14 protein-coding genes are annotated in these 13,078 nt (G+C 63.1%); 5 read left to right on the top strand and 9 right to left on the bottom strand.

Annotated features, from left to right (window positions below; genetic code table 11):
* Nucleotides 1–2 precede the first annotated feature (2 nt).
* Together trmFO and F8237_RS31995 are read right to left on the bottom strand one after the other, a co-directional pair.
* Nucleotides 3–1,430, bottom strand: a complete 1,428-nt coding sequence (gene trmFO, locus F8237_RS31990; protein WP_151650066.1) for a methylenetetrahydrofolate--tRNA-(uracil(54)-C(5))-methyltransferase (FADH(2)-oxidizing) TrmFO — start codon at nt 1,428–1,430, stop codon at nt 3–5.
* 124 nt (nt 1,431–1,554) lie between these two features.
* Entirely contained in the window at nt 1,555–1,707 is a 153-nt protein-coding gene (locus tag F8237_RS31995) for a DUF1127 domain-containing protein (protein WP_007590701.1), read from the bottom strand.
* A gap of 650 nt (nt 1,708–2,357) precedes the next feature.
* Between F8237_RS31995 and F8237_RS32000 the strand changes: the two genes are divergently transcribed.
* Nucleotides 2,358–2,684, top strand: a complete 327-nt coding sequence (locus tag F8237_RS32000; protein WP_162006302.1) for a hypothetical protein — start codon at nt 2,358–2,360, stop codon at nt 2,682–2,684.
* A 70-nt stretch (nt 2,685–2,754) separates the two neighbouring features.
* Here F8237_RS32000 and F8237_RS32005 read toward each other — a convergent pair whose 3' ends face one another.
* Together F8237_RS32005 and F8237_RS32010 are read right to left on the bottom strand one after the other, a co-directional pair.
* Nucleotides 2,755–3,579 carry a lytic murein transglycosylase gene (locus F8237_RS32005; RefSeq protein ID WP_151650067.1) on the bottom strand — a complete coding sequence of 275 codons (825 nt, stop codon included), beginning with the start codon at nt 3,577–3,579 and terminating at the stop codon, nt 2,755–2,757.
* Nucleotides 3,580–3,714: 135 nt separating this feature from the next.
* On the bottom strand, nt 3,715–4,623 hold the full coding sequence (locus F8237_RS32010; RefSeq protein WP_151650068.1) for a DUF2189 domain-containing protein: 909 nt from the start codon (nt 4,621–4,623) through the stop codon (nt 3,715–3,717).
* Between the two features lie 334 nt (nt 4,624–4,957).
* Here F8237_RS32010 and F8237_RS32015 point away from each other — a divergent pair, with 334 nt between their 5' ends.
* Complete coding sequence (locus F8237_RS32015) at nt 4,958–5,356, top strand: DUF3597 domain-containing protein (protein ID WP_162006303.1); 399 nt, start codon at nt 4,958–4,960, stop codon at nt 5,354–5,356.
* A gap of 52 nt (nt 5,357–5,408) precedes the next feature.
* Here the strand turns inward: F8237_RS32015 and F8237_RS32020 are convergent, their stop codons facing one another.
* The 4 genes from F8237_RS32020 to F8237_RS32035 form a co-directional block, all read right to left on the bottom strand.
* On the bottom strand, nt 5,409–5,684 hold the full coding sequence (locus F8237_RS32020; RefSeq protein ID WP_151650070.1) for a GNAT family N-acetyltransferase: 276 nt from the start codon (nt 5,682–5,684) through the stop codon (nt 5,409–5,411).
* 68 nt (nt 5,685–5,752) lie between these two features.
* Nucleotides 5,753–6,028, bottom strand: a complete 276-nt coding sequence (locus tag F8237_RS32025) for a GNAT family N-acetyltransferase (RefSeq protein ID WP_151650071.1) — start codon at nt 6,026–6,028, stop codon at nt 5,753–5,755.
* Between the two features lie 11 nt (nt 6,029–6,039).
* Nucleotides 6,040–6,555 (bottom strand): DUF3828 domain-containing protein, encoded by a 516-nt coding sequence (locus tag F8237_RS32030; RefSeq protein ID WP_151650072.1) that lies wholly within the window; start codon nt 6,553–6,555, stop codon nt 6,040–6,042.
* Nucleotides 6,556–6,637: 82 nt separating this feature from the next.
* Nucleotides 6,638–6,955: a hypothetical protein gene (locus F8237_RS32035; protein WP_151650073.1), complete on the bottom strand. Its 318-nt coding sequence runs from the start codon at nt 6,953–6,955 to the stop codon at nt 6,638–6,640.
* A 179-nt stretch (nt 6,956–7,134) separates the two neighbouring features.
* Here F8237_RS32035 and F8237_RS32040 point away from each other — a divergent pair, with 179 nt between their 5' ends.
* Nucleotides 7,135–8,742: an acyl-CoA synthetase gene (locus F8237_RS32040; protein ID WP_151650074.1), complete on the top strand. Its 1,608-nt coding sequence runs from the start codon at nt 7,135–7,137 to the stop codon at nt 8,740–8,742.
* Between the two features lie 9 nt (nt 8,743–8,751).
* On the top strand, nt 8,752–9,612 hold the full coding sequence (locus F8237_RS32045) for a PCC domain-containing protein (RefSeq protein ID WP_151650075.1): 861 nt from the start codon (nt 8,752–8,754) through the stop codon (nt 9,610–9,612).
* Here F8237_RS32045 and F8237_RS32050 read toward each other — a convergent pair.
* A complete protein-coding gene (locus tag F8237_RS32050; protein ID WP_151650076.1) occupies nt 9,609–11,690 on the bottom strand; it encodes a DUF1217 domain-containing protein in 2,082 nt (693 codons plus the stop codon). The genes F8237_RS32045 and F8237_RS32050 overlap by 4 nt on opposite strands.
* 246 nt (nt 11,691–11,936) lie before the next feature.
* On the opposite strand from F8237_RS32050, the gene F8237_RS32055 reads away from it, so the two are divergent.
* Nucleotides 11,937–12,704: an AAA family ATPase gene (locus tag F8237_RS32055; RefSeq protein ID WP_151650077.1), complete on the top strand. Its 768-nt coding sequence runs from the start codon at nt 11,937–11,939 to the stop codon at nt 12,702–12,704.
* Nucleotides 12,705–13,078 lie beyond the last annotated feature (374 nt).

The raw sequence follows: 13,078 nt of genomic DNA on the forward strand, positions 1-13,078 counted from the left end.
GCTCACGCTGCTGCGGCGATGCGCAGGTGATCGGCGATCCAGCGATCGAGATCGGCGAGCGCCAGCGCGCTCATCGCCTGCTTCTTGGCCACCGTCTTCTCGTTGCCGCGCAGGCGGGTCCCGTCCGGCTTCCTCGTCGGAGCGCTCGCAAGCGGCGGGAACAGGCCGAAATTGATGTTCATCGGCTGGAACGAGCGGGTGCCCGGCTCGATAGCCTCGATATGGCCGCCCGTGATGTGGCCGAGCAGGGATCCCAGCGCCGTCGTGCCGGGCGGGCTCGCAAGGGTCTCGCCGCGGGCGTCAGCTGCCGCATAGAGGCCGGCGATCAGGCCGACGCTGGCCGATTCCACATAGCCCTCGCAGCCCGTCATCTGGCCGGCGAAGCGCAGCCGCGGCTGCGCGCGCAGGCGCAACGAACTGTCGAGCAGCTTCGGCGAGTTGAGGAAGGTGTTGCGATGCAGGCCGCCGAGGCGGGCAAATTCGGCCTTCTCCAGCCCCGGAATGGTGCGGAAGATGCGCTGCTGCTCGCCGTACTTCAGCTTCGTCTGGAAGCCGACGATGTTGTAGAGCGTGCCGAGCTTGTTGTCCTGCCGGAGTTGCACGATCGCGTAGGCTTTGGTCGCGGGATCGTGCGGATTGGTGAGGCCGACCGGTTTCATCGGGCCGTGGCGCAGCGTCTCGGGGCCGCGCTCCGCCATCACCTCGATCGGCAGGCAGCCGTCGAAATAGGGCGTGTTGGTTTCCCACTCCTTGAACTCGGTCTTCTCGCCGGCAATCAGCGCGGCGACGAAGCCGTCATACTGCTCCTTGGTCATGGGGCAGTTGATGTAGTCGGCGCCGGTGCCGCCGGGACCGACCTTGTCGTAACGCGATTGGAACCAGGCCACCGACATGTCGATGGATTCGCGGTGCACGATCGGCGCGATCGCGTCGAAGAACGCGAGCGCGTTCTCGTCGGTCAGCTCGCGAATGGCGTCGGCGAGAGGTGCCGAGGTGAGGGGGCCGGTCGCAACGATGACGTTGCTCCAGTCGGCCGGCGGCAGGCCTGTGACCTCGCCGCGGGCGATCTCGATCAGGGGATGGTCGTTGAGCGCCTTGGTGACGGCCGCAGAGAAGCCGTCGCGATCGACCGCCAGCGCGCCGCCGGCGGGCACCTGATTGGCATCGGCCGCACGCATGATCAGCGAGCCCAGCCGGCGCATCTCGGCATGGAGCAGGCCGACAGCGTTGTTGGCGGCATCGTCCGAGCGGAATGAATTGGAGCAGACGAGCTCGGCGAGCCCGTCGGTGCGGTGCGCCTCTGTCATGCGGCTCGGCCGCATCTCGTGGAGCACCACGGGCACGCCGGATTGGGCCACCTGCCAGGCGGCTTCCGAGCCGGCAAGGCCGGCACCGATGACGTGCACGGAATTGGATTGGGGTCCTGTCATGGGCGGACAGGTAGCGCTTTTCGGCGGTCAGTGGAATCGCCGAGATCGAGTTTTCTGCCACCGGATACGACAACGCCCGCACGAGGCGGGCGCTATCGGCTGGTCCGGTGAGGGCTGAACGATATCAGCCCTGGTACTGACCGGCGGCAACGCGCGGGATGTCCGAGCGATCGAGGCCGATATCGGCCAGCTCGCGATCGCTGAGCTGGGACAGCTCGGCAACATTGCGCTGATAGTCCCGGAACGCCTGGATCATGCGGATGAGCGAGAGCAGCATTGGTAGTCTCCTGTAGTTCGATTCAGCCCTTGCCCGGGCGTCATCGTTGAAATGAATATAGATGAGTGTGGTGCACTGCGAAAGTTCCGATGTTGCGATGCAGCTAAGCGAAGAGCGCATGGCATCGGTAACCAACGATTAACCCGCGGGCAGTCCCGCCCAAACGCTGGGCGGAACGGGGAGGAAAATGCTATAAAGTCCCGTGAATTCACTGGGTTATAGCTACGTCGATCGTTATGGTCGAAGGAGAAATAAGTTGCGCGTTGGTCGCTCGCAAGCCGATCAATCAGCTCCTAAGCTCAAGTCTCGCATGCGCAAATCGCATGATGCTGGAACCGTATAAATGAATATATGTTCATTTATGGCGATGTTGGGATTTGGTCTGGATTCTGACGGACGACCGATTCGCCACGCTCCCACCAAGGCAATCGATCCAGCGAAGGCGGCGGATTGGCGGGGCTAGCTGGATTCGCTCCGATTTGCCGCCGGAAATCCACCCTGGTGCAGTGCACGCGCCTGGAACACGCGCTGTTGATTACACAGACGTAATGAAAATCAGAAATTTCGCATGCGGCTCTGCGCTTCACGCAACATCACGCAATTCTCGTGAGGATTTTATTGCGACATGTTGCCGCGTCGGGAGGAAAGTCATGTCGCAGATTCCGACAATGTCGCTGGTTCTGTCCCAAGAAGAAGAGAAGGAAGGTAACATCATGACGAAGTTGCTCGGGGTTATCGCAATTGCCGCCGTCGCATTCGCCGTCGCGCCGGCCCAGGCCGCCAAGCACGCCATGGGCGGCTGCAGCTCGGCTAATCTGGAGAAGACCGAGACCGCGATCGAGAACATGGCCGACGGTGACGGCAAGATGGTCGCGCAGAAGGAGATCGCTTCTGCGCAGGACTCCATGCTCAACGGAAAAATGGGTGCGTGCGGCGCGCACCTGAACAAGGCGATGCACGCCACCATGGGCAAGTAAACGGATAGGCAAACGCACCCAAAAGAGGGCCGGTCGCCGGGCGATCGGCCCTACGCGTCTTGCACGCCGCCTATGGGGCGCGCGCGAGCTGGGTCGCGAAAGAGGCAACGGTCTTGGAGTAGACCTCGCTCTTGTTCCACTGCTGGAGCACCGCAAAATTCGGAGCGCCGGGCTGCCAATCCTTGCCCTTCTGCCAGCCATAGCCGGCGAGATAATTGGCGGTGGAGGCGAGCACGTCTGGTGCGTTGTGCAAGAGGTCGCGCTTGCCATTGCCGTCAAAATCAACGGCGTATTTCATCCAGGACGACGGCATGAACTGGGTCTGGCCGAGCTCGCCGGCCCAGGCGCCCTTCATGTCGGCCGGCGCGAGATCGCCGCGCTGGACGATGCGCAGCGCATCCAGCAACTCGGCGCGAAACTGCTCGGAGCGGCGGCAGTCATAGGCCAGCGTCGCCAGCGAGCGGATCGTCGCGAACTTGCCGGTGTTGACGCCGAAATCCGTCTCGAGACCCCAGATCGCGACCAGCACTTCGCCCGGCACGCCATAGGTCTGCTCGATGCGGGAGAGCACCGAGCCGTATTGCTTCATCATGTTGGAGCCGCGCGTCATGCGCGGCGGCACCATGCGGCCGGAAAACTCCTCGAAGGTCTGGGTGAAGACCTTCTGCGAGCGATCGCGATTCAGCACGGCCTGGTCGAGCGTCACCCCGGCAAGCCCTGAGGCAATGGCCTGCTGAGAGATGCCTTTGGCTGCGGCATCGGTTTTGAAGTCCGCAAGCCAGGCGTCGAAATTGCCCGATCCGCAAGCAACGGCGGCGAGCGCGGGCTGGGCTGACAGGATGGATGCGGAAAGGGCGAGGGCTGCGAGAGCGAGACGAGAAATCGTCGGTGTCATCAGATGAAATTTATTCCGTGAAGTGATCTGACCGGCGTGTGCAATCTCGATTGTAACCGCGGCCAAAGCAAGGCGTATGACAGCGCGCGGTCCTGCCCGAGCCGGGCCCGGGCAGGATCCCATGTCACGATACCGTCAGGCGTCCGTCCGATTGCGCCAGGGGAAGAGGTTGGCGGGGAAGTCGGCGGCCGGCTTGCGCGGGCGATGCGGCGGAGGCGGCGCCGGACGCGCACCGGGATCGGAGACGATCACCTTGCGATAGAGGTGCCATGTGGCATGGCCGAGCAGGGGAATCACCACGGCAAGCCCGAGGAAGGCCGGGATCGTGCCGAGCGCCAGCAGCACCGCGACGATCAGGCCCCAGGCCGCCATCGGCACCGGGTTTTTCGCGACGACGCGCAGCGAGGTGACCATGGCCTCGAATGCACCGGCATGGCGGTCGAGCATCAGGGGGAACGACACAGCGCTGATGCAGAGCGCGGCGAGCGCGAACAGGAAGCCGGTGCCGCATCCGACCACGATCAGCCACCAGCCTTGCCGGGTGGTCAGCACGCGCGTCAGAAAATCGGAGACGCCGGACGCGCCCTCGTAGCCGAATGCCGCGATGTAGATGGCCTGCGCCGTCGCGACCCAGGTCACGAACAAAGCGAGAAGCAGCGTGCCGAGGCCGAGCATGGCGCCGAACGAAGGCGAGCGCAGCACCTCCATGGCATCCCAGGCGCTGGCCTCCTCATAGCGTTCACGGCGGCTGGAGAGCTCGTACAGACCGAGCGCCGCGAAGGGCCCGATCAGTGCGAAGCCCGCAGCCAGCGGGAACAACAGCGGCAGCACCGAGTAGCCCATCACCACGCGGGCGAGCACGAGGCCGAGCACCGGATAGATGACGCAGAGGATAATGGCGTGGCTCGGAACCGCCTTGAAATCCTCCCAGCCGCGCCTGAGTGCGTCGTGAAGGTCGGAGAGCTGGATGGTTCGGATCACCGGTCCCGCCGCTTCCGCGGGCGGGGCCATCGTGGGGACATTGCCCTGGTAGAGTGTGGCCATTGTCGCTAGCTCCCTTGCCGGCGGCCGAATCCGGCGCCGGCAGACGGCGCGAGCGGCCGCTCTTCTCTGAGGTTCGCGATTCCAACCAGACGCGAATTCCGGACGGGATCGCGAGTTGTTCGTGAAGGCTACTCCCAATTCCGAGTCCTGTCCCTCACGCTTGGGTGAGATTCGATGCCGCAGTGCAACCTCGGCGATGTCATTCGGTCGTCATTTCGCCGCAGATAAGCTGATGCTGTTTCGTTGTTCGCAGAACTTCGCGGGCGCATCGCGGTAACTTCGTCTATAAGTGCCACTCACGGCCCTTCCAACGGATCCATTTCGGGGAGCAGACATGAGCATTTTCGGGAAAATCATGGGCGCGATCTTCGGCAGCAACCCGGCTTCCGCCGCGCCTGCCGGTGGCGCACCCGCAGGCGGCGCGCCCGCAGGTGCCGCGCCGGGCGGATCGGCACCCGCAGCAGCGCCGATGGCAACCGTGGACGTGGCGGCCATCGTCGACAAGCTGGTAGCAGCCCAGAAGGAGAAGCTGGAATGGCGCACGTCGATCGTCGACCTCATGAAGGCGCTCGACATCGACTCCAGCCTCGCTGCGCGCAAGGATCTCGCCAAGGAGCTCGGTTACAGCGGTGACACGAACGATTCGGCGAGCATGAATGTCTGGCTGCACAAGCAGGTGATGTCCAAGCTCGCGGCAAATGGTGGCAAGCTGCCGCCGGAGATCAAGCACTGACCGATCGCTCGGTCGTCGCCAGGGGCCCGCGATCTCGCGGGCCCTTTTGCGTTCAGGCGACGAGGTCCGCGTCCTCCGGATGCTTCTCGAGATAGTCGACGACGAAGCCGCAGCCGGCGATGACCTTGTTGCCGTCGCGGCGGATCAGGTCCAGCGCGCCCTTCACCAGCTCGGAGGCGATGCCGCGGCCGCGCAGCGCGTGCGGCGTCTCGGTGTGGGTGATGATCACCGCCGACGGCGTCAGCCTGTAATTGGCGAAGGCGAGGTCGCTGCCGACATCGAGCTCGAAGCGGCTCCTGTCCTTGTTGTCGCGTACCGATGGGGCCATGCGCGATCCTTCCGAAGCGGTGTGTGTGCTTTCCGATCTAGTCAGTCTCGATCGCTTCGCAATGACGGCTAGGTCTTCACCAGATCCTGATAGTCCGGGTGCTTCTCGATCCACGCCTTCACGAACGGGCATTCAGGAATCACTTTCAATCCGGCTGCGCGGACCTGGTCGAGCGCACCTTGCACCAGCTTCGAGCCGACGCCCTTGCCGCCGAGCTCCTTCGGCACGTCAGTGTGCTCGAACGTGATTATCTTGCCGTCGAGCTTGTAGTGCTCGGTCGCAAGATGGCCCTCGACCTCCAGCTCGTAGCGGTGATGGGCCCTGTTGTCGATAATTTCGCTCATGGCGTCTCCGGTCAGCTCTTCAGCGAGTCCGTCAGCATCTTGCGGATCGACCAGGCTTCGCCGTCGGACGAGCCCCTGATGTCGTCGATCCGCCAGCTATTGGCCTCGCGCACGAAGTCGTAACGCACGATCAAATCGGCGGGTTTGCGGTCGTTGCGATGGCCGGTGATGGTCACCGCGATGATCGCCTTGTCGGCCTCCATCTTCTCCGCGTCAACCTTGAACGATTTCACGTCCGGTTCCTGCGAATTGGTGACGGGATCGAAATCGACCGGCCCGACGTCGCCCTTCGGCGTATGCGCATCCGCTTTGGCCCACAGCGCGATCAACGCCTTGGAGAGATATTGGCTCTTGGCGGCCTTGTTCTCGATGATGAAGGCACCGCCGGCATCGCCTTTGCCCTTGGCCGCGCGGGTGTAGATCGCGGTCAGGATGGCGACGGGATCGCCGGGGGCAGGCATCACGGCGAATGCCGGGGAGGCAGTGGCAAGCAGGGAGGCGGCGACGAAGGTCCGGCGGGTGAGCATGGCGTTCCTCTGGATAGGCGCGTGATCATGGACCGAGTTGGTCCGCGCGTATCTCAGTAGACCAGCCCGAGAGCGGATCGGTTCAATCGGCCGCTTTGGCCAGGCGCGCGTCTTTCGGCTGCTGCTGCTGTTGGCGCAGGCAGCCCTGGCAGATGACCAGCGATCGGTTGAGATTCGCGTCCAGGTCGGTCTCGATGACGTTCTCTGCAGACCGTGTTGCAGCCCGCGCCGCGCGTCTCGGTTCCGCCGCGCGGTTGGGCTGATTTGGGTCCCGGCCGGCGCCGTCCCAGGCGTATCGCGCGGGCTTGAATGCGGGATCTGGCGCCAGTTGGGCTTGCGGAGCCATCGCACATCCGGCAAGCGCCATCGACAACAGGAAGACGGCGGGCGCTTTGACCATGATGCTGCACTCTGTAGGCGGAGACTGACCAAGGTTGCCCCGATCATGTTTAAGATTCCTTGAACGAACGTGTGGCCGACGCAGCTTCTGACGGTCTTGCTAGGCTGTTGGCGATGACGATAAATGGGCTGCAATGAGCGGGCGGCCGGTGTGCCGTCTGCCGTCGAAGAGGAAGCCCGATGCAGCCCCTGCGCATGTCCCGCCGCGTCATGAATCTCGCTCACATGCTGACCCAGAATGCGCGGCGGCATGGGGCGCGTCCCGGTTTCGTTTGGGGTGACATATCCTGGACGTGGCACCAGATCGAGGCCCAGGTCTCGGCGCTGGCGGCGGCGCTCGCCGCGCGCGGCATCGCCAAGGGCGACCGCATTCTCGTCCATTCCAAGAATAGCGACGAGATGTTCTTCTCGATGTTCGCCGCGTTTCGGCTCGGCGCGGTCTGGGTGCCCACCAATTTTCGCCTGATGCCGGACGAGGTCACCTATCTCGCGCAGGCCTCCGGCGCGAAGGCGTTTCTGTGCCATGTCGATTTTCCCGAGCACGCGGCGGCCGTGAAGGGCGGTGCGCTGGAATTCACCTGGAGCCTCGAGGGCAAGGCCGCGTTCGGCGAGACGTCGGTTGCCGACGCTATCGCCTCGCAGGCAGGCCGCGTTGTCGCGAACGTCGCGGTCGAGCACGACGATCCCTGCTGGTTCTTCTTCACGTCCGGCACCACTGGCCGCTCCAAGGCCGCGGTGCTGACCCACGGCCAAATGGGCTTTGTCGTCACCAACCATCTCGCCGATCTCACCCCCGGCGTGACGGAAGCGGATGCGTCGCTGGTGGTGGCGCCGCTGTCGCACGGCGCCGGCGTGCATCAGCTGGTGCAGACCGCGCGTGGCGTCTGCACCGTTCTGCTGCCGACCGAGAAGTTTGACATCGACGGGGCCTTCCGCCTGATCGAGACGCACCGCGTCGCCAATCTCTTCACCGTGCCGACCATTCTGAAGATGATGGTCGAGCATCCTGCCGCCGACAAATACGACCACTCCTCGCTGCGGCACGTGATCTATGCGGGCGCACCGATGTATCGCGAGGACCAGAAAGCCGCGCTGAGGAAGCTCGGCAAGGTCATCGTGCAGTATTTCGGACTCGGCGAGGTCACCGGCAACATCACGGTGCTGCCGGCGGCGCTGCATGATCCCGAGGACGGGCCAGATGCGAAGATCGGCACCTGCGGCTTCGAGCGTACCGGCATGCAGGTCTCGATCCAGGACGACGAGGGCCGCGAGCTCGCGGCCAACCAGAGCGGCGAGATCTGCGTGATCGGTCCCGCCGTTCTCGCCGGCTATTACGACAATCCGGAGGCCAATGCGAAGGCGTTCCGCAATGGCTGGTTCCGCACCGGCGATCTCGGCCATATGGACGAGGAAGGCTTTCTCTACATCACGGGACGCGCCTCCGACATGTACATCTCCGGCGGCTCCAACATCTATCCGCGCGAGATCGAGGAGAAGATCTTGACCCATCCCGCGGTCGGCGAGGTCGCCGTGCTCGGCGTGCCCGACGCAACCTGGGGCGAGGTCGGCATCGCCGTCTGCGTTGCGCGCGAGGGCGAGACACCGGTGAGCGAAGCGGAGATGGCGGCGTTCCTGCTGCCGAAGGTGCCGCGCTACAAGATGCCGAAACGGTTCTTCTTCTGGGAAGCGTTGCCGAAGTCCGGCTACGGCAAGATCCCGAAGCGCATGGTGCGCGACGAGCTCGAGGCGCGCGGGCTGCTCGATCTCGACAAGACGAAGTCGGGTTGAACGTAAGCGATGCGGAGCATCAAGCAGCCGGGCCTGCCGGTCACCGAGCGCATCCAATGGGTGGAGGCGAGGGGACGCGCATTCTCGTTCACGCTTCAGGCAGGATTGCCGCTGCTGGAAGCCGCACGCCGCGGTTTTGCCGCGGAGGGCTTTGCGGGTGGCGTGCTGAATTTCGGCAGCGGCACGCTCGCGCCGTTCGCCTACGTGATGCCGGCGCTGTCGAAGACCGGCGAAAACGCCGCGTTCTACAGCGATACGTACCGGCCTGGCGGCGTGACGCGGACCAGGCTCGGCAGCATGACGCTCGGCACGCGCGACGGTGCGCCGTTCTTTCATTGCCACGGGCTGTGGCTTGAGGCGGACGGCAAGGCGAGCGGCGGCCACATGCTGCCGGACGAGACTGTTGTCGCCGAGGCGTTCGAGGTCGCGGCCTTCGGCCTCGATGGTGCGATCTTCACCGCCGAGCCCGATCCTGAGACCAGCTTCAAGCTGTTCGGACCGGTCGCTGTTGCGAGCACCGGCGCACGCGCGACGAACCGGGCGTTTGCGCTGCGGCTGCGCCCGAATCAGGATTTCGCCGGCTGCCTCGAAGAGTTTTGTCGCGCGCATGGCATCGCGCACGCGAAGATCCACGGCGGCGTCGGCTCGACCATCGGCGCGCGCTTCATCCACGGCGGCGTGACCGAGCCGTTCGCAACCGAACTGGCGATCACTGCCGGTGCAATCGAGCCGGGAGATTCCGGTGCGCTCGAAGCTGCGCTCGACGTCGCGCTGATCGACTACACCGGCGGCATTGCGGAGGGCCGTTTGATCCGTGGCGACAATCCCGTGCTGATGACGATGGAGCTGGTGCTCGAGGTGCTGGGCTAGTGAGCCCGCAATCTGGCGATGGCCAGATACGTGGCATCGCTCATGCCCGAGATGCCTGAGCCCGATCCCTGAAAGAGATTGAGCAGGGGAGATTGACCTTGACCGGTGCTGTCGCTGTTCTTGACGTCATACATGGCTGAGAACCGGCTCAGCAGCTTCTCGACCTTGGCGGGATCGGAGAGATCCTTGATCTTCATGAATTTGTCCACGAACTTGGCTTGCTGGTCGATCGGCATCGCCGCCATCGAATCAGGCAAGTCGAAGGCGGTCCTGAACACCTCCGAAAGAGCCTTGTCGGCCAGGATGTCGTATGCCGACGTGATGTCTCCCGCCTTGCGCTGGAAATACAGCGCCAGGCGCACGCCGGGATTCGTATCCCCCTGCTGCTGCTCCAGGCTCTGCTCGAGATAGTTGGTTTGTGTTTCCAGGAATTGATCGCGCTTCTGCGGACCCATCGTCGGGAGGCGCGCGACGTTGCCCTTGGCGTCGAAGTTGAACGAGGCCACGATCTCGGCAAAGCGGGGATCGCTCTGCGTGTTCACGAAGCTCTTCTTGTCGTTCAGGTCGGAGGCGAAGACCTTCTTGAGAAAGTCGTCGCTGACCTTGCTGGGGTTCAGACCCTTGGCGAGAAGAATGAAATCGACCATCGGCCGGTTTGCAAGCAGATCGGAAACCTTGTCGATGCCTGCGATCGCCTGCTGATATTCCGTCGCATCCTTGGTGGCTTGTGCCTTGACGGCCGCCTGCTGCTGGGTGGTCGCCGTGCTTGCGCTCTTCACCGCTGAAATGATGTAGTCCCTCGCAATCTGGAGGACTTCCGCCGAGTCCTGCGCGACCAGGGGGGTCGTCAGATTGCCCTTTGCATCGAAGTTGAAGGCGCGCGCGAGCTGAACGTAGCGATCGTCCTTGAGGGTATACACGTAGCTCTTGGGATCGGTGAGGTCGCTTTCGAGGACTTTCTTGATGGTATCCTGCGGGACCTTGTCGGGGTCGAGGCCGACGGCGCCCAGCGCAAAATCATACACGCCTGGTGTGGATACGAAGGCCTGGACCGAATTGATCTTCAGGAGTTCCGTTCTGAATTGCTTGATCGCCACAGCTTCGTAGATCGGGCTTGCCGCCGCGTAGACATCGGCCTTGCTGTCGTCGAACTGTTTCTTGGTGAGCGTGATATTTGCGGCGGTCTGTGCAGGCGTACCTGCCGGAAGCGACCCGTCGGGCAGGAACTCGAACGCGCCGGCCAGGTCTTTGAAATTGCCGATCGTTCCGATCTGGTCGTTGAGGCTGGAGACGTTCTTCGTTGCCGTCTCCAGATGATATTTCTCGACCAGGATCTGGACCTGCAACTGGGGCACGTTGGCGCCTGGCTGCGAGAGTTGGGCGGTATAATTGGCGATGTTCGAATTGGCCGTGCTGACGTCCGATTGCGCCTGGGCGAGCGACGCGTTGAGGCCGCTCAGCTGGGACGTGAAGGTGGTGTTCACGTAGCTGGCTGGATCGGATGGGTCGCTGCGCAGGACCTGGCTGATCGTGCTGGCCGGCCACTTGCTCTCGTCGATCCCGAATGCCGAATAGACATAGTTGCGAAGTCGATCGTCGTTCAGAATCTGGTCTGCGTTGGTGATGCTGCCGATCTTGGCGCTGTAGTAGTTCGTGTCGCTGGCAATCGCATCGACCTGGTTTTTCTTGGTCGCCGTGTACAGACCGATCATCTCGTCGGTCTGGTTCGCCGATTGCGCAACCGGCGTCGCGCTGCCATTGAAGGAAAATGCCGCGGCAAACTCGCGGTAACGCTTGTCGACCAGCTGGTTGACGAAGCTCTTGGAGTTGTTGAGGTCGCTCTGCAGCACTTTTTTCATGAAGGCCTTGGCGTAAGCCATGTCTTCCAGGCCATATGCCTTCATCGCGTAATGATAGAGTCGATGATCCTTCATGAGATCATCGACCGTCTTCACCTTGCCGATGTTGGCCTTGTAGTAGGCGGCCTCGCGCGCGACGTCCGTTTGCTGTTCGACCCGCGTCAGGGACTGCTTGAGATTGCGCGTGATGTAGTTGAAACCGAAATACGTTGATACCATCGCGCACTCCTCGCGGCTTCTTACGTTCCCGGACGTCCGTCAATCATTGCGGGGTCGCGAGGTGCGGAGCCGGCCTCATGCCGGCGAACTGTCTCGTAGCCAGGTTTTCTTAACCCGGGCCGGTGGACGAGCAGCGGGTTTGTTTCAATTTGTTTCCGCATGTTTCTCAGATGCAGCTTTCGCGAGGGTTTCGTTCCTGATATGTTCATGTCGTGGAATTCGTCGGGAATGGGTTGGCGGTGAGGGATGAGGCGAGGAAGCGTTCGAACGATCAATCTGCCGGCGCCCTACCTGAAGCGGGTCTGGCTCGACCCGTCGAAAGTTCACGATCGCGAGGCCTATCCGTTTTGCCTGCCGATTTTTCCCGATGATTTCGAGCTCAACTTCGAGGCTGCCATCACGATCATCGTCGGAGAGAATGGCACCGGGAAGTCGACGATCCTCGAGGGGATCGCAGCTCTCGCCGGTTACGACGATGCCGGTGGCGGGAAGGGATACATGCCCGTCGACCATTCCGAAGCGCGGGAGACAATGGGCGGACAACTCTCCGAAGCCTTGCGGGCAAGCTGGCTGCCGAAGATCACCAATGGCTGGTTTTTTCGCGCCGAGAGTTTCTTCTCGGTGGCGCGGTATCTCGACAAGGCCGCACGCGATGCCGGGCAGGTCGGCCCCGATTTCCTGTCGCATTCCCATGGCGAGGGCTTCCTGCGCTTCTTCGAGGAGCGTTGCCAGCGTCAGGGCATCTTCATCTTCGACGAGCCGGAATCGGCGCTGTCGCCGGCGCGACAGCTCGAATTCCTGAAGCTCCTGCGACGCATGGAAGACTCCAGCATCTGCCAGGTCATCATGGCAACCCATTCGTCGCTGCTGATGGCCTATCCCAATGCGCAACTGCTGCGGCTGGGGAAATACGGCCTGGAGCCGACGACGGTGGAAGAGACGGATCATTACCGGGTGATGCGGGAGTTCTGCGACGATCCGCGCGGGTTCGTCGAGGCGACGCTGGCGGAATGAATGTGCCATGGTCGCAAAACCGTTGCATCGGACTCTCATTCCGACCAGTGCGGGACACACCTTCGCCCCCTCGCGGCCTATTCGGCCCGAGCTTTGCCAATGGGTTCGCCCCCAGAAGTGCCGAGGGCGCAGGGAAGGCCGGGTGCCGGCTGGCACCCGCGGTCCACTGTGCGAAGGTTGCGCTACAAGAGGCTGCACAGCGGCATACAGGTGAAGCCAAACATCCGGCCTTCCCTGCGCAGTGGTTTGACGGCTTATGTCGTGCTCTCCCCGGGGAGCGATGCACTATTGCCCCCGTCGCCTTGCGGATGACTGATGGACGCGCCCGGTCGGGCCGCCACATCACCGCAACGCTTGACGCCAGCCTGCGGGCG

Origin of the sequence: Bradyrhizobium betae, from assembly GCF_008932115.1 — a bacterium.
Lineage (GTDB): Bacteria > Pseudomonadota > Alphaproteobacteria > Rhizobiales > Xanthobacteraceae > Bradyrhizobium > Bradyrhizobium betae.

Bases quoted from the DNA above. Each gene is read 5' to 3' on its own strand.
- trmFO (WP_151650066.1), bottom strand. From the start codon at position 1,430: ATGACAGGACCCCAATCCAATTCCGTGCACGTCATCGGTGCCGGCCTT.
- F8237_RS31995 (WP_007590701.1), bottom strand. From the start codon at position 1,707: ATGCTGCTCTCGCTCATCCGCATGATCCAGGCGTTCCGGGACTATCAG.
- F8237_RS32000 (WP_162006302.1), top strand. From the start codon at position 2,358: ATGTCGCAGATTCCGACAATGTCGCTGGTTCTGTCCCAAGAAGAAGAG.
- F8237_RS32005 (WP_151650067.1), bottom strand. From the start codon at position 3,579: ATGACACCGACGATTTCTCGTCTCGCTCTCGCAGCCCTCGCCCTTTCC.
- F8237_RS32010 (WP_151650068.1), bottom strand. From the start codon at position 4,623: ATGGCCACACTCTACCAGGGCAATGTCCCCACGATGGCCCCGCCCGCG.
- F8237_RS32015 (WP_162006303.1), top strand. From the start codon at position 4,958: ATGAGCATTTTCGGGAAAATCATGGGCGCGATCTTCGGCAGCAACCCG.
- F8237_RS32020 (WP_151650070.1), bottom strand. From the start codon at position 5,684: ATGGCCCCATCGGTACGCGACAACAAGGACAGGAGCCGCTTCGAGCTC.
- F8237_RS32025 (WP_151650071.1), bottom strand. From the start codon at position 6,028: ATGAGCGAAATTATCGACAACAGGGCCCATCACCGCTACGAGCTGGAG.
- F8237_RS32030 (WP_151650072.1), bottom strand. From the start codon at position 6,555: ATGCTCACCCGCCGGACCTTCGTCGCCGCCTCCCTGCTTGCCACTGCC.
- F8237_RS32035 (WP_151650073.1), bottom strand. From the start codon at position 6,955: ATGGTCAAAGCGCCCGCCGTCTTCCTGTTGTCGATGGCGCTTGCCGGA.
- F8237_RS32040 (WP_151650074.1), top strand. From the start codon at position 7,135: ATGCAGCCCCTGCGCATGTCCCGCCGCGTCATGAATCTCGCTCACATG.
- F8237_RS32045 (WP_151650075.1), top strand. From the start codon at position 8,752: ATGCGGAGCATCAAGCAGCCGGGCCTGCCGGTCACCGAGCGCATCCAA.
- F8237_RS32050 (WP_151650076.1), bottom strand. From the start codon at position 11,690: ATGGTATCAACGTATTTCGGTTTCAACTACATCACGCGCAATCTCAAG.
- F8237_RS32055 (WP_151650077.1), top strand. From the start codon at position 11,937: ATGAGGCGAGGAAGCGTTCGAACGATCAATCTGCCGGCGCCCTACCTG.